General features: G+C 36.5%; 15 protein-coding genes and 2 pseudogenes. 4 read left to right on the forward strand and 13 right to left on the reverse strand.

Annotation, left to right across the window (positions count from 1 at the left end):
- Positions 1 to 7: 7 nt before the first annotated feature.
- From K3T81_RS11060 to K3T81_RS19660, 6 genes and pseudogenes are all read right to left on the reverse strand, one after another.
- Complete coding sequence (locus K3T81_RS11060; protein ID WP_238020119.1) at positions 8 to 604, reverse strand: TetR/AcrR family transcriptional regulator; 597 nt, start codon at positions 602 to 604, stop codon at positions 8 to 10.
- 1,732 nt (positions 605 to 2,336) lie between these two features.
- Positions 2,337 to 3,449 carry a Ger(x)C family spore germination protein gene (locus tag K3T81_RS11070; RefSeq protein ID WP_238020120.1) on the reverse strand — a complete coding sequence of 371 codons (1,113 nt, stop codon included), beginning with the start codon at positions 3,447 to 3,449 and terminating at the stop codon, positions 2,337 to 2,339.
- Positions 3,436 to 4,539 (reverse strand): GerAB/ArcD/ProY family transporter, encoded by a 1,104-nt coding sequence (locus tag K3T81_RS11075; protein ID WP_238020122.1) that lies wholly within the window; start codon positions 4,537 to 4,539, stop codon positions 3,436 to 3,438. Before K3T81_RS11075 ends, K3T81_RS11070 begins: the two co-directional genes overlap by 14 nt.
- Complete coding sequence (locus K3T81_RS11080) at positions 4,517 to 6,007, reverse strand: spore germination protein (protein WP_238020131.1); 1,491 nt, start codon at positions 6,005 to 6,007, stop codon at positions 4,517 to 4,519. The genes K3T81_RS11075 and K3T81_RS11080 overlap by 23 nt, the downstream gene beginning before the upstream one ends.
- A gap of 426 nt (positions 6,008 to 6,433) precedes the next feature.
- A pseudogene (locus K3T81_RS11085) lies at positions 6,434 to 7,907 on the reverse strand (aldehyde dehydrogenase family protein).
- Between the two features lie 73 nt (positions 7,908 to 7,980).
- Positions 7,981 to 8,117 (reverse strand): annotated as a pseudogene (locus K3T81_RS19660) (IS3 family transposase); the annotation flags it as partial.
- A 637-nt stretch (positions 8,118 to 8,754) separates the two neighbouring features.
- On the opposite strand from K3T81_RS19660, the gene K3T81_RS11090 reads away from it, so the two are divergent.
- Positions 8,755 to 9,453 carry a DUF421 domain-containing protein gene (locus tag K3T81_RS11090; protein ID WP_420830823.1) on the forward strand — a complete coding sequence of 233 codons (699 nt, stop codon included), beginning with the start codon at positions 8,755 to 8,757 and terminating at the stop codon, positions 9,451 to 9,453.
- Between the two features lie 205 nt (positions 9,454 to 9,658).
- Here the strand turns inward: K3T81_RS11090 and K3T81_RS11095 are convergent, their stop codons facing one another.
- On the reverse strand, positions 9,659 to 10,642 hold the full coding sequence (locus K3T81_RS11095) for an MsnO8 family LLM class oxidoreductase (RefSeq protein WP_238020141.1): 984 nt from the start codon (positions 10,640 to 10,642) through the stop codon (positions 9,659 to 9,661).
- A 4-nt stretch (positions 10,643 to 10,646) separates the two neighbouring features.
- Positions 10,647 to 11,231 (reverse strand): DUF1836 domain-containing protein, encoded by a 585-nt coding sequence (locus tag K3T81_RS11100; RefSeq protein WP_238020143.1) that lies wholly within the window; start codon positions 11,229 to 11,231, stop codon positions 10,647 to 10,649.
- 135 nt (positions 11,232 to 11,366) lie between these two features.
- On the opposite strand from K3T81_RS11100, the gene trhA reads away from it, so the two are divergent.
- On the forward strand, positions 11,367 to 12,014 hold the full coding sequence (trhA, locus tag K3T81_RS11105) for a PAQR family membrane homeostasis protein TrhA (RefSeq protein ID WP_238020152.1): 648 nt from the start codon (positions 11,367 to 11,369) through the stop codon (positions 12,012 to 12,014).
- Between the two features lie 57 nt (positions 12,015 to 12,071).
- Here trhA and K3T81_RS11110 read toward each other — a convergent pair whose 3' ends face one another.
- The gene (locus tag K3T81_RS11110) at positions 12,072 to 13,127 is read right to left on the reverse strand and encodes a M42 family metallopeptidase (protein ID WP_238020154.1); all 1,056 of its coding nucleotides are present in this window, start codon (positions 13,125 to 13,127) and stop codon (positions 12,072 to 12,074) included.
- 167 nt (positions 13,128 to 13,294) lie between these two features.
- Between K3T81_RS11110 and cax the strand changes: the two genes are divergently transcribed.
- A complete protein-coding gene (cax, locus tag K3T81_RS11115) occupies positions 13,295 to 14,353 on the forward strand; it encodes a calcium/proton exchanger (protein ID WP_238020162.1) in 1,059 nt (352 codons plus the stop codon).
- 71 nt (positions 14,354 to 14,424) lie between these two features.
- On the opposite strand, the gene copZ is transcribed toward cax, so the two are convergent.
- Genes copZ through K3T81_RS11130 form a run of 3 tightly spaced genes read right to left on the reverse strand, consistent with a single transcriptional unit; the run spans position 14,425 to position 17,356 of the window.
- Positions 14,425 to 14,631, reverse strand: coding sequence for a copper chaperone CopZ (gene copZ, locus K3T81_RS11120; RefSeq protein WP_106897295.1), 207 nt, complete (start codon positions 14,629 to 14,631; stop codon positions 14,425 to 14,427).
- A 28-nt stretch (positions 14,632 to 14,659) separates the two neighbouring features.
- Positions 14,660 to 17,041 (reverse strand): heavy metal translocating P-type ATPase, encoded by a 2,382-nt coding sequence (locus K3T81_RS11125; protein WP_238020164.1) that lies wholly within the window; start codon positions 17,039 to 17,041, stop codon positions 14,660 to 14,662.
- A gap of 12 nt (positions 17,042 to 17,053) precedes the next feature.
- Positions 17,054 to 17,356 (reverse strand): metal-sensing transcriptional repressor, encoded by a 303-nt coding sequence (locus K3T81_RS11130; RefSeq protein WP_036574957.1) that lies wholly within the window; start codon positions 17,354 to 17,356, stop codon positions 17,054 to 17,056.
- A 227-nt stretch (positions 17,357 to 17,583) separates the two neighbouring features.
- Here K3T81_RS11130 and K3T81_RS11135 point away from each other — a divergent pair, with 227 nt between their 5' ends.
- On the forward strand, positions 17,584 to 17,910 hold the full coding sequence (locus tag K3T81_RS11135; protein WP_238020166.1) for a four-helix bundle copper-binding protein: 327 nt from the start codon (positions 17,584 to 17,586) through the stop codon (positions 17,908 to 17,910).
- Between the two features lie 713 nt (positions 17,911 to 18,623).
- On the opposite strand, the gene K3T81_RS11140 is transcribed toward K3T81_RS11135, so the two are convergent.
- The gene (locus K3T81_RS11140; RefSeq protein WP_238020169.1) at positions 18,624 to 19,277 is read right to left on the reverse strand and encodes a DUF6037 family protein; all 654 of its coding nucleotides are present in this window, start codon (positions 19,275 to 19,277) and stop codon (positions 18,624 to 18,626) included.
- Between the last annotated feature and the right edge of the window lie 29 nt (positions 19,278 to 19,306).

Raw genomic sequence — 19,306 nt, forward strand, 5'->3', positions numbered from 1 at the left:
GATTTATCTAACGATAGACCTGCATTCCAAATAAAAGTAACTCTACTACCTCTTCTGCTAACTCTTCAGGCTCTGCCAACCCGGTAAATAATCTTGAGATAGTTAGACGTTCCATGATTCCAACTATAATCTCTGAAACGACATGCATATTCAAATGTGGATGAAAATAACCATCTTTTTGTTCTTGCACTAGATTCATATAAATAGTCTCTGCCAGCAGACTTTTCAATGCTTCCGCTTCCTCTGATAAGAAAAAGCCAATTTGGGTTAAATCAGGGTTCTCTTTAAAAAACCGAAAAATTGTTCCGAGCTTTCCTTTTATCTCTATTTTTATCATTTCTTCTTTTAGTCCAGATTCAAGTAGGCTAGCCTCCGTTAGATTTAGGAGTCTTGTCTTAAAAATAGCAGCTAATTCCGTAAAGATCGCTTCTTTACTTTTAAAGTATAAATAGAATGTGGGCTGTGTCAAACCAGCTTCCTTTACAATTGAGCTGACTTTTGTTTCAAAAAAGCCGTTATTGGCAAATTGTCTTGCCGCAATGGTGAGTAACTGTTCTCTGCTACGTTCTCCATTCGAGCCTTTTTTTCTGCCTCTGTTGCTCATAGCTTACACTCCAAGTTTTACATGAAATTTTATATTACTAATGAGTATTATCTTATATCTTATAAATACCGTCAAGCAATTTTCGGAAATAAAAAAACTCCCTTTTGGGGGTAGCGTCAGGAAAATGCGGATTTACAACGCTAAGCCCATTTTCAAGACGATTCCCCCAGTTTTAACAACGTTAAGAAAGTTTCAATGGTCTTAAAGAATCTAACGAGACCATTTTCTCCGAATTAAAATGGTATTCTCCAAGTAAATTAATATGTTCGCAATCTAGAGGTGACATATGGTGCAATAGATATTTTGCATGTTGGGATATAGCCAACATTTCGGAAACTCTGTATACTAATTGAATTTTAACCTAAAAAAATCGAATTCCCGTACGATAAGGATTCGACTTTTCAGATTAGCTTATTATAATGATAGGTAAGCCTTTGAAGTTATCGCCGGCTTTTCCCCCATTTTACACCGTACGTGAGACTTTCGTCTCATACGGCGTTCCAACTAATCCAAATTCACTTACTCATTGGCACATAATGTACCTCAATTCTTCCGTTTCAATAAGTCGGTGCCTTCCAGTGGAAGGTAAACCTCTATTAGTCTTACAAGAACCTTATTGTTCGATAAAGATTTGCCGTGCATGATTAAATGATTCTTTTATTAGCATAGTGGCTATCCCCCACGTTCATTACACGCTTCAACAGTACTGTCCCACCACTTTCACTGTTATGAAGAAAAGTTATACAGTCGCTATTCTCACACAACTGCTTTCCTTTTCAACGCTTCACTGGGAGTAAGCCCTCCACGTTATCAGCTTACAACGTTGAGTTACGTCTATTATTGAACAAACTTAGGTGCTTCCTATGAACCTGTTAGCATTGCATGTGCCTGTAACACAAGATGGATTTTCATATAATCGATTCTTACTCATCCACAGCCAACCCTACATTTGGTAGTATATACATTTCTATATAACGCGCTTCTAGACCCGTACATTCAGAAGTTCGTCAGCAATACATTATATTGTATTTAAATTGCATTCTCACCATATTTGTTCAACTCAAGCATCATGATTTACACCACCCCATCAGGTAGGCTTTCGTCAGCCAGACTGTTACGGTAAATTCTTACGCCTATTAGCCGAGCTTATAACACGTAGCTTCTTACTAAACAACGTGCTAATCGACGCAGAGAGAGCCTTTCAGAGCGTTACTTCTTCATTCGACACTTCGATATAACCCTTCAATTTTAGATAAAACTAAAACCGCCTGACCTTTACCGGAATTGTGTGACAACATTTCATTTGAGCCAGGAACATTTCGCACCCACTAAAACACCCGTGTGCTGAAGATGGAAAATATTATTTATCAATCTTCACCATTTTAAACTGAACCTCATTTTAAACTGGATATTTTGAAAAAGTGAAATGGTCAGTATTAGTGTTGATAAGGAACCCGCAGACATTAAAATCACTAATTTTCGTTCGTTCTTCTTTTTGAGGTTTTTGAAAGCTCTCTGGACACCGCAATCCATATAAAAAATAGAAATTATAGCTACTATGGTAATAACATTTGTAGATATATGTACACCTCCTAATTGATTTCGTATTTTATATACGACTAAAGTTTCACTATTAAACAAACCTGCCCGTTACTTCAATATCTGTCGCTTCAATACCAACGCAATATTCAAAAAATAATGTCAGTTAGAAAAAGGTGATCAACTTCAGTGATCACAAAATGATTCCACTACTTCTAACATTGACTTTTACCTTTGGATTAACAAGGATATGCTCATAATAATTTTCTCCCTTTATTTCTTTCCATATAGATGGATGAAAGGCAATGAGTTCTCTGCCTAATCCAAGTACGTCACTTTGATTCGCTGCAAGTTTTTTGAACAGAGCATCCGCTTTTTCAGTGAGAATCTTTGATAATCGATTTTCCAAAAAATTGATCATTTCCTGCTTATCTAAATGGTCTGGAGGATAATCAACAATCTCTACGTCCAATTGCAGCATAATATCAGCATGTACCTTTTCTTCTTTTTCCAGCTTAAGTTTTCTTGATACGCTTTTTACATTATAGCTGACGGATCCGCCAGCTTTTTTATCTAACTGTTCTGTTAAAAGTGCTTTTTTGGATTGTGTTTCCATAAATAATAATAGCAAAGTACTTTCATCAGTGGAAAGAAACTGTCCGGTAAAGCTGTGGTCATGAAAAAGAGCAGTCCCATTTATTTTAACTTCATTATCTTCCTCGTCCTTGCTCAGATAAGGGAGCATGAAATCTTTTCCTTCATCAAACAAATAGGAGCGAATCGATCTTAGTGTAATATCCTGGATCTCCGAATGTATTTCACTGCTGTAAATCAATTCGTACAGATATTCCCCTTTTTCAACTTCATTTTCGGATAAATGGGTAATTATCTCATTTGCACTGTCATCTGTCACAGCAATTTTGGCGTTTAAATCCACCCTTGGATCCCGGTAAAGAGAATCCAGCACATTGTAGATATCACCTTTGGCGGTGTCGATTCCTAAGATTAAAGTTCTTCCTTTTGCTGGATCGTAATTACCAGGTACGCTTTGATCAATTGTCATGCTTGCCTCTTTTATCGAACCTCCTTTTCCAGTTACCAGTTCATTCGATATGGATATTTCCCCCCTGCTTGACTCACTAATATTCATATCTCTAATAATTGAAGTTGTTTGATAATCACCATTCTCATCCAAGTCAAAACCCGATATATACACAGTACGGGAATTCTTTAGAAGTCTTTCATCCCAGCACCCAGCTAGTAATGGAAGAATAAATAAGATCAAGAAGAGCTCATTTTTTCCCATAGGTCGATGCCACCTCTCTTTTAAAAATAATTGTTATTAAAAGCAGTAGGATAGGGATAATAATGCCGAAAATAAAACTTAAATGCTTTAACCATTTTTCAAGTAAGGTAATCTCCATATAATAAAATATTATCGAAACGATAAGGACGAATGTTCCAGATAGTATCACAGCAAATTTATGTTTGATATGGATTAATTTACTTATTCCCATACTTGCTGAAAAGGTGTAGCTAATAATAGTAGTAAAAACTATCAGACCCCAGAAAGAAAGAAATATTAAATCTAATCGGCTTAAAATTCTTATTTCCATCGCACTTAGTATATATAGAACCGGTTCCGGCGTGATTTTTATTTCTTCAGGACTAAGCATTACGGTACTTAGAATCACAATATACGTTAAAAAAATGGTTACAAATAATACTGCTAAAAAAACTCCTTTCAGTGCTGAAATAGTTTTAGATTGCTTTATAAAAGCAAAATAAATAAGTAATGTTTCAAACCCTATGAAGGGTATCATTGAGTCACTAGTGCTTTTAAGGATATTCCATCCACCACTGGAACCAATAGGGAAGAGATAGCGAACATCTATGTATGGATCACCATAAACCAAAAACGTAATGAAGAATAAAAACAGGATCAATATGAATAGTAAAGAAAATAAAGATACCACATTTTTTATATTACAAATACTTCCATAAATAAGTAGAACGAATGTTATCAAAAATAATATCCATGCTGGAGTTTCAGGGAGTATCCATCGTTTCAAGGTATCCGCATATATAATGAAGATATAACAAATCACTGTGAGCAGGTAAATAATATATAAAAAATTTAATACAGTTCCAGAAATTTCTCCCAAAATTACTTTAGAAAAATCAAATAAGGTAAGATTGGGGAAATTCCTGCAAAGTAACCAAATAAGCAGTACAATTAGTTGAATAAAAAATCCAGAAATTAAAATGGAAATCCATCCGTCACTGCCTGCTGATTCATGTGTTTGATGAGGTAATGATAACAAGCCTACACCAATCATCGTTTGCACCAGCAGAAAAAATAAATTTACAGAACTAATACGGCTCTTCACTCTCATCTAGTTTCCACTTCCTTGATCGTTTTTCTTGCTTATAATGAGGAGAATTTTTAGAGTGTTTATACATCATCCAAGAAGGAACACGAATGATAGTATCTTTAAAATCCTCCATGTTTAATGGAACAAAAGGTGAAAAATATGGAAGACCGAATGAAGTAAGGCGTGACAAGTGAATTAACACAAATAACACTCCAATGACAATTCCTAAAAAGCCAAATATAGCTGCCAATAGCATTAAAGGAAATCCTAATATACGAATCGAGCTGCTCATTTCTAGATTTGGCTGAACAAATGATGAGACTGATGTTAATGCAACAACTATAAGACCACCATAGGAGACAATTCCTGCCTCAACCATTGCTGTTCCTACAACTAGCCCTCCGACGATCCCAAAAGTCGTGGCAACGGAAGGTGGCAGTCGAATGGACGCTTCTCTAAGCAATTCTAAGGAAAGTTGCATAATCAATAACTCTATAAATGGCCGAAATGGTACGTAGCTCAACGAAGACTGTAACGAATAAACAAGCTCCAATGGAATTACTTCATAATGGAATGAAACGAATGCAATATATAATGCCGGTAATATAAGTGCAATGATATAGCTGAATAGACGTATAAATCTAAAAAATGAACCTAACCACCAACGGGTAATATAGTCATCCGTTGTTTGAAAGAACGTCATAAATGTTGCTGGCAATATAATTACAGTAGGACTTCCATCTATAATTAAAGCAACCCTTCCGTCCTTTAAATTTGCTGAAGCTCGGTCTGGCCGTTCTGTAAGTAAAAGCTGGGGAAATGGAGTAACTGTATAATCTTCAATGCAATCCTGAATATCTCCTGCTGATCGGATGGAATCAAGCGTAATACTTTTTATACGTTGTTCAACCTTTTTTATGATTTCCGGATCTGTCAAGTGATCCAAATAAATTAGTGATACATTCGTTGTTGTTGAGGAACCCAATGTATACTTTTTAACCGTGAAATCTGGTGATTTTGTTACAGTACGGAGTAAAAAAATGTTTTTGTCTAAGCTTTCAACAAAACCTACTTTTGCCCCAAGGATTGTTTTTTCTACGATAGGCTCCGAAACTTCTCTATCGGTTGATGCGTTCGTTTTCAGCAGGAATCCTTCACTATTCCTGCCTTTTTTTATTAGCAGACAATAACCGTCTAATAATCCGTTGATGGCTATTTCATTACTTTTGGCAGTGCTGATCTCCTGGCTATATAGTTCATTTAAAATATTGTTGTTTTCCATTTTTATAAGCGGTTTAATTATTTTTGATTCAAGCTTTTCCTGATCAACTAATGAATTGATGTAAAGGATAATATAGATTTGATTATTGCTATGTATTTCACGGTCTTTTAAATCGCTAGTATGATTTAATTGACTTTTGATATTCTCTATGGAAAGATTTTCCTGATTTATCAAAGACTTTTTGGATTTATTTCTTTTAAATCTCATCCCTGCACACCCTTTTTACCGCCACTTCTTGTTTGTAGTATGTGGAATTTGAATACAATTATGCAAATAGAAGATGGAAGATGTTTCAAAGAGAATGCAAGGACATCCGTGGGACAAATTACTTGAACACCAACGCTCAGCAGCCCCATAAGCCATATTCCACAAATTGGCCCAATAATAAAGTTTTGGAGGCTATACTTTATTCCATTTTGCACCTTTAGTATAATTAGTTCTTTACTCTTTCTTTAACCTTAGCCGGCAAAAGTTCTTTTAGTAGTTTAATCACCGAAACTTACTGAATATGTTAATCCCCACCTGTTTTTAGGTGGGGATTAAACAAGAAGGGGATCGGTTAAATCAGTTCCTTTATCTCGATTATTTTATAATCCCTTTTATGTCTGTTCTGTCTTTCCTTTATGTTTATTTTTATTCCAGATAATCTGTATGGAAAGGACTTTCTCTTTCTTCGGTTTGCACAGAAATCCATTGGACGGTAGTAAACTCTTCAAGTGACCATTTTCCTCCGAATCGCCCCAATCCAGATGCTTTCTCACCTCCGAACGCAATCAATGGCTCATCGTTAACGCTTTGGTCATTCACATGAACCATGCCGGAAGTTATCTGTTTGGCCATTTTCACACCTCTTTCTGGGGAACCTGCGTGAACCGCCCCACTTAGACCAAATGGGGTATCATTTGCAATACGAATTGCTTCTTCATCACTTTCAGCAGAAATGATGGTTGCAACCGGGCCAAACATTTCGTTTTGAGCAGTCGCTACATCATTCGAACCAGTTAGTATATAAGGATGCATGACGTTCCCTTCCACTTTTCCTTCCAGCACAACTTCTGCCCCTTGCTTTTTAGCTGATTCAATTTGTTCAAGAATTCGATCAATTGCCTGCCGATTTATCAAAGGACCGATTAGATTATCCTTTTCACTTGGGTCGCCCACTTTAATCCTTTTGGTCTTTTCAACAAATTTCTTAACAAATTCCTCATATAAATCCTTATGAACTATAATTCGATTAATAGCCATACATATTTGTCCATTATGCATAAACTTACCGAATAATGTGGAATTTACTGCACTTTCCACTTTAGCATCACCAAGCACTACAAGCGGGTTGTTCCCCCCTAACTCAAGTGCAACTTTTTTAATATTTCTTCCACAAATTTCACCAATATGCCGTCCTGCCGAAGTAGATCCTGTAAATGAAATTAACCGTGGAATTGGATGTTCCACAAATGCATCACCGATATATTCTAAGTTTGGAACAACAACATTAAAGACTCCTTTCGGCAATCCCGCCTCTTCAAATACCTTCGCAAGTAATATTCCCCCAGTTACCGCGGTTTGCTCATCTGGTTTCAGTACGACCCCGTTACCGACAGCAAGTGCCGGTGCTACCGAACGCATGGCAAGATACATTGGGAAGTTGAATGGCCCGATTACACCAACTACCCCTAAAGGAATTCGGTAAATTCTATTTTCCTTTCCTGGGATCAGGGAAGGTACAATTTCCCCATTCATTCTAAGGGGAAAAGATGCTGCTTCCCTTGTAATTGCAATAACAAAGTCAATTTCGACGTTAGCCTTCAGATGTGATGAACCCCCTTCCCTAATTAAATGATCAACAAACTCTTCTCTTCTCGCTTCAATAATCTGCACTGCCTTTTTCCATAATGGAAGATCGTTCAAATGGATTATATTTTGCCCATTCTTTTTTAGCCTGTTCAGCAGATTGATAAGATTCATCGATATCTTCTTTACTAGCCATTTTTATTTCTTGTAGAACTTCATCATTATAGGGATTTTTTACTTCATAAGTGGTTTTTCCTTGACCATCACGCCATTCACCAGAGATATAATTTTTGTTAAGATTTTCATAAGTTTTCATATAATTTATTTTCCTTTCCTTCGTATACATGATTTAATCTTTATTAAAAAAACTTCCCTCTCTATCCCTATTTAAACTCGAATGCGACAAGGAGGACTACTTCTTTAGCCCCCTTTCCGAGAAGCGAATCTTTTTTAGCAGTTCCGCCTTAAACAGGTTGATTTGAGCTTCTAGTCGAGCATTCTTATCCCCAAAGGATAACTCCCGTTCTCAATAGCCTCTATTTGACCTTTGACTGTAAGATTGTCATAAAAACTTTTCAGTACTACATTTTTTATCTCCAATTCCTGACACCTTCCCGTTTATCTCAATAAATTCTCTAATTCTTTTTTTAAAAGGAAATTTTGAAAATGATACAAATAGGCCCCTACTGTTTGGTGATTAAGGACATTAATATTATTGTTGTTAAGTTAAAATGTTCGTATAAAAAAGTGGAAGGAGAAGATAATATTAAAAGTAAAAAAACAATAGAGAGGACGATAAAAGTGAATCTAAGTGGTTAAGACTATTAACAGCAGTTTTTCTATCTACCATCATGTTATTGGGGTGTAATAATGTAGAAGAGGATAATGATCCACCACCACCTGAAGTGGATGTAGATCCTGTTGTTATATCAATATTTTAGAACATGGAAATCTTTTATTTTAGCCCAGATCATTATGGCACTAACATATGCCTTTATAGTTGAACCCTTTTGCGAGTGGGTCAAACTTGTTAATTATTTAGAGTGGAGATACAGGTATTCATTCATATATTACATCATTGTTGGAATTGTAACTCGAGCTTTAATACTAAAACTAGCCTCTTTATCCAAACCTCAAAATCTGACAACTAAGTAGAATTTAAATTGGAGGAAAAAACTTTGGAAGAAGTTAATATTGGTTTACTGACGATCAAAGTCATCGTTGGTTTTGCCACTTTATTTTTTATCATTATCATAACAGGCAGAACATCCATCTATCAGTTAACCCCGTTTCACTTAGTTTTTGTGTTAGTACTTGGAGATTTGTTAGGAAATACCATTTATGAAGATAAGGTAGGGATTTTTCATTTTTTATATGCGATCGGATTGTGGACGTTTCTTATGTTGGGAATAGAGTTTATAACTTTAAAAAATAAATCGACACGTTCTCTCCTATTAGGCAATCCTAACATAATCATTCGAGATGGTGTTATGGACAGAAAGTTACTTACAAAGAACAAATTGGATGTAAATCAAGTATTGAGTATACTCCGTCAAAATAATGTCTTTTCAGTTCGCGAAGTCAAATACGGTATATTGGAAGCTAATGGGCAATTAAGTTTATTATTAAAATCCAAGTATCAAAAACCAGATAAGCAAGATCTCAATCTTCCAGAAAGTCCAGTAGACCTCCCAACATCGTTAATTATAGATGGGGAAATTTTATGGGATAATTTACGTGAACTCGGATTTGATCAACAGTGGTTAGATAACCAATTAACTACCAATGGATATGATAATGTAAAGCGTATACTCTACGCAGATTGGCGAGAGAGTGAAGGCATACATGTAAGTCCTAAATAAAATTTGTTAGGATAAGAGCATATCAATTTTCTTGGTGAATATAAACATTAGTCTTCAACAAATCGGGCGCTTTAATGAAGTAACTAAAGCCTAATTTTTCACTTATAACACCGAGAAATTAGACTTTTTATATTTTGATTTCCTTAACGTTGTAAATCCGCATTTTCCTGACGCTACCCCTTTTGGAAGTTTTTTAGGATGTACTTTATTCAGAAATAGTCATTTCCTGGGCAATAAGCTCATAAGATTTTAACCTTGATTCATAGCTATTTGTTATCGTCACTAGCATCAATTCTTCTACCTGATACATCGCTTGGAGATCAACCAATTGCTTTTTAACTTTATCGGGTGCCCCAACAACCATTTTCTTTCTACGCTTTTCAACCAATTCTTTTTCTTTAAAAGTAAAGTCGAGTTGCTTTAGTTCCTTGGTGGTTAGCAACGATACACTTGTCTTCCTTTCCTTCCATACTTGCTTGGCCAAATAGTAAAATGCCAGCTCCTCTGCCTCCTCAGTCGTTTCCGCACATATTACGGAGACAGCAACAATTGGACTAGGTGTTTTTATTTCACTCGCATACTCTCTGACAATCTCTACTCCATTAGCATCTGACATGAAGTGACCGAATGCATACGAAACTCTTTTTTCGGCAGCGAGCTTGCCGCTCTTCCCACTGGTACCCAGGAGCCATAAATCCGGAGGATGTACAGCAACAGGATTGGGAGTAATTTTAGAAAAGATGTGATCATCAGAAAATCCGTTATAGCAAAATGCAATGAGTTCATCTAATTTATTGGGAAATTGTTTTACGTTCTCTAAAAAATTATCTGACAACGCCATCGTTGCTTCAGCAGAGCCACCAGGAGCACGTCCTACACCAAGATCCACTCTTCCTGGAAACATAGTTGCAAGCAGATGATAGCGCTCGGCTATTTGATAAGGTTTATAGTGTGGAAGTAATACAGCTCCAGAACCAATTCGTATTCTGTTCGTTCTGGCACCAATCTGACTTAATAATATATCGGGGGCTGGAGATGCAAGCTCTTCCATGTCATGATGTTCTGCAGTCCAGTACCGTGTATACCCTAGTTTGTCCCCCGCAATCGCCAATTCAATTGATCCCTGTATTGCTTCATAGGGACTACTTCCTTCTAGCACGGGTACTTGATCTAGTATACTAAGCTTCATATCATCACTGCTTTCTTTTTGTAGCTTCTTCCAACATGTTATCTACCATCTTTTCAGCGGCTTTCCTATAAAAGTTACTCATCTCCGTAAAGGTTGTAATTAGTAATAGTTTTTCTAAATACGTCTCATCCTTACTCCCTAATTTTTCAATCTCCACATGAATATCATTCATGTGATTTTTGACCCCACTATTAAATATGTCCAGATTCTGATCAAATAAAGTTAGATAACTCATATAAAGTGTGAGAAGATCGAAATCTTCCTCCATTATTTTGTTATTCAATGTCTCCAGTGTTTGCTTTACGTCATGTATAGACAATGCACCTTTCATCTGATAAATCATGCTAATAAGCATAATATGGTCCCTAGAGTATTTTTTATTTTTTATAGGAAAAAATAATTTACCTTTGGCATAGTTATTTATCATCGTTTTTGTCAATACCTTTTCCTCTTCATTACGCTTAGTAGGAGAGAATTTCTTTTCAAATAACTGAATTACTTGATCCATGTAAAGGTCAATATCAGGAATATCCTTAATATCGAGCCTAGTATCCAGTTGCAACTTATCTAAAATCACGTTTATATCCATTTTAAAACCTCTTGTTTTTTCTTCTATTATAAGGGAAATAAATAAGTGAGTAAACCTTGACTACATCTTAATATTAGGATATAGTCGTTATATAGTTTTCGAAACTACATACAAAGGTAAAGGTGATGATTATTCTTGGGTACGTATATGCGCGAACCGATTAATGGACTAACTCATTTATTCGGGGCAATTCTTAGTTTTGTAGGTTTGCTGGCAATGGTAATAAAGGCTTCTACTACAGCTGATTCCACACTGACAATAGTTTCAGTTATTATTTTTGGTATTAGCATGACACTACTCTATGCAGCTTCTGCAACCTATCATTTGGTTGTTGCAAAAGCACATGTCATTGCTTTTTTACGTCGCTTGGATCATTCCATGATATTTGTACTAATTGCAGGAACCTATACGCCTCTATGTTTGATAAGTTTAAGTGGCATGACAGGCTGGGTTTTGTTTACTATCATCTCAGCAATCGCTGTAGCAGGAGTTAGCTTTAAGTTAATCTGGTTCCATGCGCCAAGATGGTTGTCTACTGCTTTATATATCGCGATGGGTTGGATTGTCGTCTTTTTCAGCTCTTCTCTTGCACCAGTGCTTGGTACAAACGGAATGGCTTTGCTTATAATAGGTGGCTTGATTTACACAGTTGGAGCATTCATTTATTGGTTGAAACCAAAGTTCATGAATTTTAAGCATTTTGGATTTCACGAGATTTTTCATATTTTCATTCTGCTAGGGAGTCTCTTTCATTTCCTTTGCGTTTATTTATATGTGTTGTAAAAAAAGTGGCTGGGACATAACGTCCCAGCCACTTTTCTTAATGTTTAAACAAGCTTATTAATAGCTTACGATTTCTGACTTCACATATTCGTACACGAGCTGTTCGGTATGATGTAAGGATTCTTCATGGGTTCTTTCATATGCATGAGAAGAATCGATTCCAGGGCCTATTAGCCCGTGGATAATATCATGCCCTGATCGAATAGCCGCTGAGGCGTCTGATGCATAATAAGGGTAAATATCAAGCTTGTAGCCAATTTTATTCTTTTCCGCTAACTGGACAAGATGCTTGCGCAATCCGTAATGATACGGGCCTGATCCATCCTTTACACAGATCGAAACGGTAAATTCATCGGTAGATTGACCATCTCCCATGGCTCCCATATCTACAGCCAAATATTCAATCGTTTCTGGTGTTACATTGGAATTTCCGCCATAGCCTATCTCTTCATTGTTTGAGATAAGGAAATGTGTCGTATATGGCAGTATCAACTTCTCTTCTTTTACCCTTTTAATTAGTTGTAGCAAAATCGCAACACTTGCCTTGTCATCAAGGTGACGTGATTTAATAAACCCATTATCGGCAAATTGAACACGTGGATCAAAAGAAACAAAGTCCCCTACTTCAATACCAAGCTTTCTGATATCCTCAGCATTTCCTACCTTTGCATCAATCCGTACCTCCATGTTTTCCTGATTTCGCTTTGCATCTCCTGCCTCTTTATAGACATGGACTGACGTTTGGTGCATAAGGATTGTCCCTGTAAAAACCTTGCCACTCGATGTGTGAATTTCACAGTATTCTCCTTCTATAGCGTTATATTTAAATCCTCCAATTAAATCTAAACGTAGTCGTCCATTACTTTTTACTTCCTTTACCATGGCACCCAATGTATCCACATGAGCAGTTAGCATTCTATGCTCTTCCTCATTTGTCCCGGGTAATGTGGCAATTAATCCGCCTTTTCGGTTACGCTTTGTCTCCACTTGTAAATCCTTCAAGAATTCTTCAACAAATTGGATCACTTTTGTTGTGTTGCCTGATGGGCTTGGAATAGACACTAGCTGTTTAATTAATTCTTTTGTTTCACTAACTTTTGGATATGTAGACAAGAAAATTCCCCCTGCACCTATTTTTAGAAGTTTCAATTAGTTAGGATTATACGTGATCCTTGCAGGCAAGTAAACTTCTTGGATTGTAACCTTCTTTTAAAAGAGTATTCCTTTTTCTTAATGGGTAATCTATAGTTACCTGGAAATTGAAAGAAAGGATATGTAAAATGAACAGATTGTTTATGATTTTAGCTTGTATTGGTCTACCACTCTCTATTATTGGTTCCATATTTCATTGGTCAGCCGTAATTATGTTCGGTATTTATTGTTTAACTATTATAGCTTTAGCAGGGTTTATTGGAAGAGCTACGGAAAGCCTAGCAATTGTATTAGGGCCTCGAATTGGTGGTTTATTAAATGCCACATTCGGTAATGCCGTTGAACTTATTATTTCTATTTTTTCACTGAAGGCCGGACTTGTAAGTATTGTTCTAGCTTCTTTAACTGGTTCCGTTTTGGGAAATTTGCTACTTGTAGGAGGGCTTTCTTTTTTCATTGGTGGTCTAAAATATAAACGGCAATCTTTTAGTAAACATGAGGCACAACATAACGCAGGACTACTTATTTTCTCTGTAGTTGTCGCCTTCGTGATACCCGAGGTCTTTACAACAACGATGAATGACCAGGATACCATGTTCCTTAGCGTTGGGATCTCCATCATTTTAATCCTGTTATACTTAGCGGCCCTGTTATTTAAATTTGTTACACATCGCGGAGTTTACCAGTCCAATAATAAACAAAAGGAGAATCACGAAGAGGAAGTGCCAGAATGGAGTAAATTGAAAGCCATTATAATATTAGCACTCTCTACCATTGCCGTAGCCTATGTTTCGGAGCACCTTGTCTCTACATTTAATGAAGTTGGGGAAACATTTGGTTGGTCAGAATTATTTATTGGGGTTATTATTGTTGCTATTGTCGGTAATGCTGCAGAGCATGCCTCAGCCGTCATGATGGCATACAAAAATAAAATGGATGTAGCAGTTGAAATTGTTGTCGGTTCAACACTGCAAGTAGCAATGTTTGTGCTTCCTATTCTCGTTCTACTATCCCTACTTTTTACCACCTCCATGCCTCTTGTCTTTACATGGCCTGAACTTATTAGTATGGTGACAGCAGTTTTATTAATGATCATGCTGTCAAACGACGGTGACTCAAACTGGTTTGATGGCTTAGCATTATTAGCAGCATATATCATTATGGGACTCGGATTTTATTTTATTTAAGGTCACAGAAATATTTTCCGAAATAAAAAAGCTGGTTTTCATCATAGAAAACCAGCTTTTTATTTATATATTTAAGCTACTACATCGTAGCCTTGTTCTTCAATAGCGTCCTTCATGGCTTCAACATTTACTTTTGATTCATCAAAAGAAACATCTACTTTGCCTGCTTCCAACTTAACTATAGCTTCTGAAACGCCATTTAAATTATTCAATGCATTTTCAACTGACATCTTGCAATGTCCGCATGACATACCTTGAACATTCAATGTTTTTTCCATGATCTTCACCTCCTTTAAAAAGTATAGCTTATAGTTTTGCTCGCTTTAATCGAAGTGAGTTAGAAACTACACTTACCGAGCTTAACGCCATTGCCGCACCAGCTATCCATGGTGCAAGTAATCCGACAGCCGCGACTGGGATTCCAGCTGTGTTATAACCAAAAGCCCAGAAAAGATTTTGGCGGATATTTCGAATTGTAGCATGACTAATTCTAATCGCTTTTGGTATGAGCAATAGCTCTCCACCTAGTATGGTTACGTCAGCAGCTTCAATTGCTACTTCTGTACCAGTACCAATTGCAATCCCAATATCAGCAGTTACCAATGCTGGTGCATCGTTTACACCATCGCCAACCATTGCTACCTTTTTACCCTGTGCTTGTATTTCTTTCACTTTATCGGCCTTTTCTTCAGGTAACACTTGGGCAATCACTTGATCAATTCCTACTTGTTTTGCAATCGCATGGGCGGTTCTTTCGTTATCTCCTGTCAACATGAAGACCTCTAAGCCCTGTTCTTTTAACTCTTTGATTGCTTGTATTGCTGATTCTTTAATTACATCTGCCACTGCGACAATTCCTCGATATTCTCCATCAATGGCAATTAACATTGCTGTTTTACCCTCAGTTTCAAATTTGACTAATGTCTCTTCATTATTCTCAATATCTACTTGATGATCTGTCATTAGTTTCCGGTTACCTACAAGAATTTGTTTCCCCGAGATCCTTGCTTCGATACCGTGGCCAGGTATTGCATTGAATTCTTCAACTTCAAGAAAGTCCATCTCATTTTCTGTTGCATAAGCTACGATCGCCCCTGCAAGTGGATGTTCCGAGCCTTTCTCTGCACTAGCTAACAGCTGTAGAGCTTCCTGGTCACCGGAAAAGTCTGTAACTTCTGGTTTTCCTTTGGTGACAGTTCCTGTTTTATCAAGAACAATTGCATTTAGCTGATGTGTGCCTTCTAAGTGTTCTCCACCTTTAAACAAAATACCACTTTCCGCCGCTCTTCCCGTTCCTACCATAATCGAGGTCGGTGTAGCTAGCCCCAATGCACATGGGCAAGCAATAACAAGTACAGCAATTGCTGCAACTAAAGCTGGTTCAAATTGGCCTGGCTCAACAAATGCAATCCATACAACAAATGTTAGGATGGCAATACCTACAACAATCGGTACGAAATAGCCTGAAATAACATCTGCTAAACGTTGAATTGGCGCCTTTGACCCTTGCGCTTCCTCAACTACTTTGACTATAGAGGCTAGGGCCGTATCTTTCCCCACTTTTGTTGCTTTCATTTCAATAGAGCCATTTTTGTTTATTGTGGAGCCGATAACCGTGGCGTCCAGTTCCTTTTCAATTGGAATGGATTCACCAGTTATCATTGATTCATCTACTGAAGTTCTTCCCTTTACAACCATACCGTCTACGGGTATTTTCTCACCAGGTTTTACTACTAATCTTTCTCCAACAACAACTTCCTCTACAGGCAGCATGATTTCTTCACCGTTCCTAATAACACGAGCCTCTTTGGCCTGTAAATTTAGTAACGAGGATAATGCATTTGTTGTCTGACTTTTGGCTTTTGCTTCCAAGTATTTTCCAAACAAGATTAATGTAATGAGAATTGCACTGGTTTCAAAATATAAATGTGGCATATAGTCATTGCCAATCGTCTTGAGTGCTTCGTATAAACTATAGAAGTAAGCAGCGCTCGTGCCTAATGCCACAAGCACGTCCATGTTTGCCCCGCCATTTTTTAAGTTTTTGTACGCTCCCACATAAAACTGCCAACCAATGATAAATTGAACAGGTGTTGCTAGCGCAAATTGAAACCATGGGTTCATAAGTATTGCTGGTATTTCCATATTAAATAAGTGAACCAGCATGGTTATTAATAATGGTGCAGATAGCACAGCTGAGATGATCAACTTGGATTTCTGCCGTTGCAAAGCTTTCTCTTTATGCGTTCTCTTTTCTGCTGCTTCCGCTTTAGGTTTTGCGTCATACCCTACATTTCTGATCTTCTCAATTAATACTTTCGGGTCAGTCAAGCCTGGGTTATATTCAATCGCTGCACTTTCAGTTGTTAAGTTAACCGTTGCAGAATTAACACCTTCTTGCTTATTCAAAACCTTTTCGATACGAGTAGAACAAGCTGCACAGGTCATGCCCAATATGTCTAGTTCTGTTTTTTCCATTAACACGCCGTAGCCCACGTTTTCTATTTTTTTCGTAATATCTTCAATTGAAGCTTTCTCTATATCATAGCCCACCGTTGCTTTCTCCGTTGTTAAATTGACCTGAGCTTCCACTCCGTCCATTTTATTTAGAACCTTTTCAACACGGCTAGAGCAAGCTGCACAGGTCATTCCTGTTATATTAAGGGTTGCATGATGTGTGTCGCTCATAATTCTCTCTCCTTATTTAGAAAACTGTTTCATAACACTCATTAGTTCCTCGATGGTTTCTTTTCCTTCACCCTGCTTGATAGCATCACTCACACAATGGTTGATATGACGTTCCGTGACAGAAAACCCAACATTTTTCAGAGCAGATTGAATTGCGCTGAGCTGGACCAATATATCCATACAGTATCTATCCTCTTCAACCATCTTTTGAATGCCGCGTACCTGGCCTTCTATACGTTTCAGACGGTTGATAACCTTTTGTTTTTCACTTTGTGTTCTCGGTTTACTTGGGTGTTCATGTAAGAATTCATCCAAATGGATCACTTCCTTTTTATTTATACTTATACTATACCCCCATATGGTATTAAGGTCAAGAAGAAAGTCTTGCTATAAATAGATATGTAAACAGAATATATTTTTATCATACCCATGTAAGGTATCATCCATGCAAAATTGATTATGGATCAGTTTAGTTAAGCTTAAATTGGGAATTGTATTTAAGACAGAGGGAAACGTAATTAATTATAGGAGGTTTTTACAAAATGTCACACGAACAACATCAGAATTTGATTGATTCATTACACGAGTGTGCCGTAGCATGTAACCATTGCTTTGATGCTTGTCTTAAAGAGGAAGATGTCAAGATGATGGCCGAATGTATACGGTTGGATAGGGAATGTGCGGATATTTGTAGTTACTTAGAGCATGCCCTTTCAAGAAATACACCATTCGCTGCTGAACTAGCAGCAGTATGTGCTAAGATTTGTGAAGCATGTGGTAATGAATGTAAAAAACATGACCACGAGCATTGTCAAAAATGTGCGGAAGCTTGCTTTAAGTGTGCAGAAGCATGTAAAAGTATTGCTTAATTAATCCAAACTAAAAAAGTTGCTCATCACGGTAAGTACCTTGATGAGCAACTTTTCTTATGGGCTATTATTCGATATAGGGAAAAAGGGTAATTTCTATATGAAGACACATGTGACATGAAAGATAACATTGGCATGGAATAAAGCATTAAAATGTCAGGTCGATAGAACCTTTCATATCAAGTATTCTCGGTCTAAATAACATGAAATACATATTTAGTCTTACCAACTTTCTCCACACAATTTGTAAAATCATTAAAAGAATACAACTCTTAACATCTTTTTACTTATCAAATAAATTTCTGACGTTTTTTTGATTAATATTAAAATAATTTCAAATTAATTTGAATAAAGGACTCTCAATTTTTCATTATTATTGAAGTATTTTTGTGATGTGTAATAAAAATCATTTTTTTATATGAAGGTACATTTTCGTTTTAAAAATAAGTTGTTCTTTTGTGATTAATGAGATTTTTATTCGATATTTATATAATAGTCCGAATCACTCTAGAAACCGAAGGTCTTCCTGATCCGATTCAGGAAGATCTTCGGTCTTATTATGTTTGAAAAAGGAAGTGTTCATAAAAGTAGAGGTAATGCATGAAGAAAAGCAGAACAAACTAACGGATTCCTTTCCATGCTTACTGTTCTTATGTTGTAGTTAATTTATAGAAACCTTTGAATTGCAAATTACTTTTATTGACATATATGGACTACTTACGACTGCCGAATAATTTCTTGATTTCTGGATCAGATTTTCCACCTTCTTGTTTGTCAGTAAAGAAAAAACTCAAATTTTTGTCTCTACAAAATGTTTCATATAGTTCCTTACGTAGCGATTCTGCTTTATTACTATTCTCTATACTGCGTTTATTAGGTTTTCCACCTTTCCTCGTCCCATTACGACGTACATCATAGCAGTATATTGCATTAGGATTATTTCCCTCTACACGACTACCGATCAATATCCTTTGTCTATCACCTTTATTTACAATTTTTTCTTTCGGTATAAAATTAGAAAATACCTCAGAAAAATCTTTGAATAGATCTCTATTAGCATTACCTCTCTCTATGCCAAAAAAGGCACAAAATTCCGCAACACTATAAAAATGAACATTAAAGAAATCCACATAACCGAAAAGTGAATTATTATTTGTATTGTTACTTGGTACAAATTCTACTTTAGCCTTAGCGTAAGTGCTTGGTTTCCTCTCATTATCTCTATAGCGAGTTAATATTACAAAATAGGAATATCCTTTATATCTAAATGGAAATGAATCAATAATCCAGTCTTTTACTTCCATATCCTTTAATAAAAAAGGCAAATTCTTAAAAAGTAATTCTACTTTTGGGTTATCTTTTTTCATAATACTCCCCCTTTGTTATGGCGCAGTAA

The sequence above is a fragment of the Oceanobacillus jordanicus genome (assembly GCF_022095695.1).
GTDB lineage: Bacteria > Bacillota > Bacilli > Bacillales > Amphibacillaceae > Oceanobacillus_B > Oceanobacillus_B jordanicus.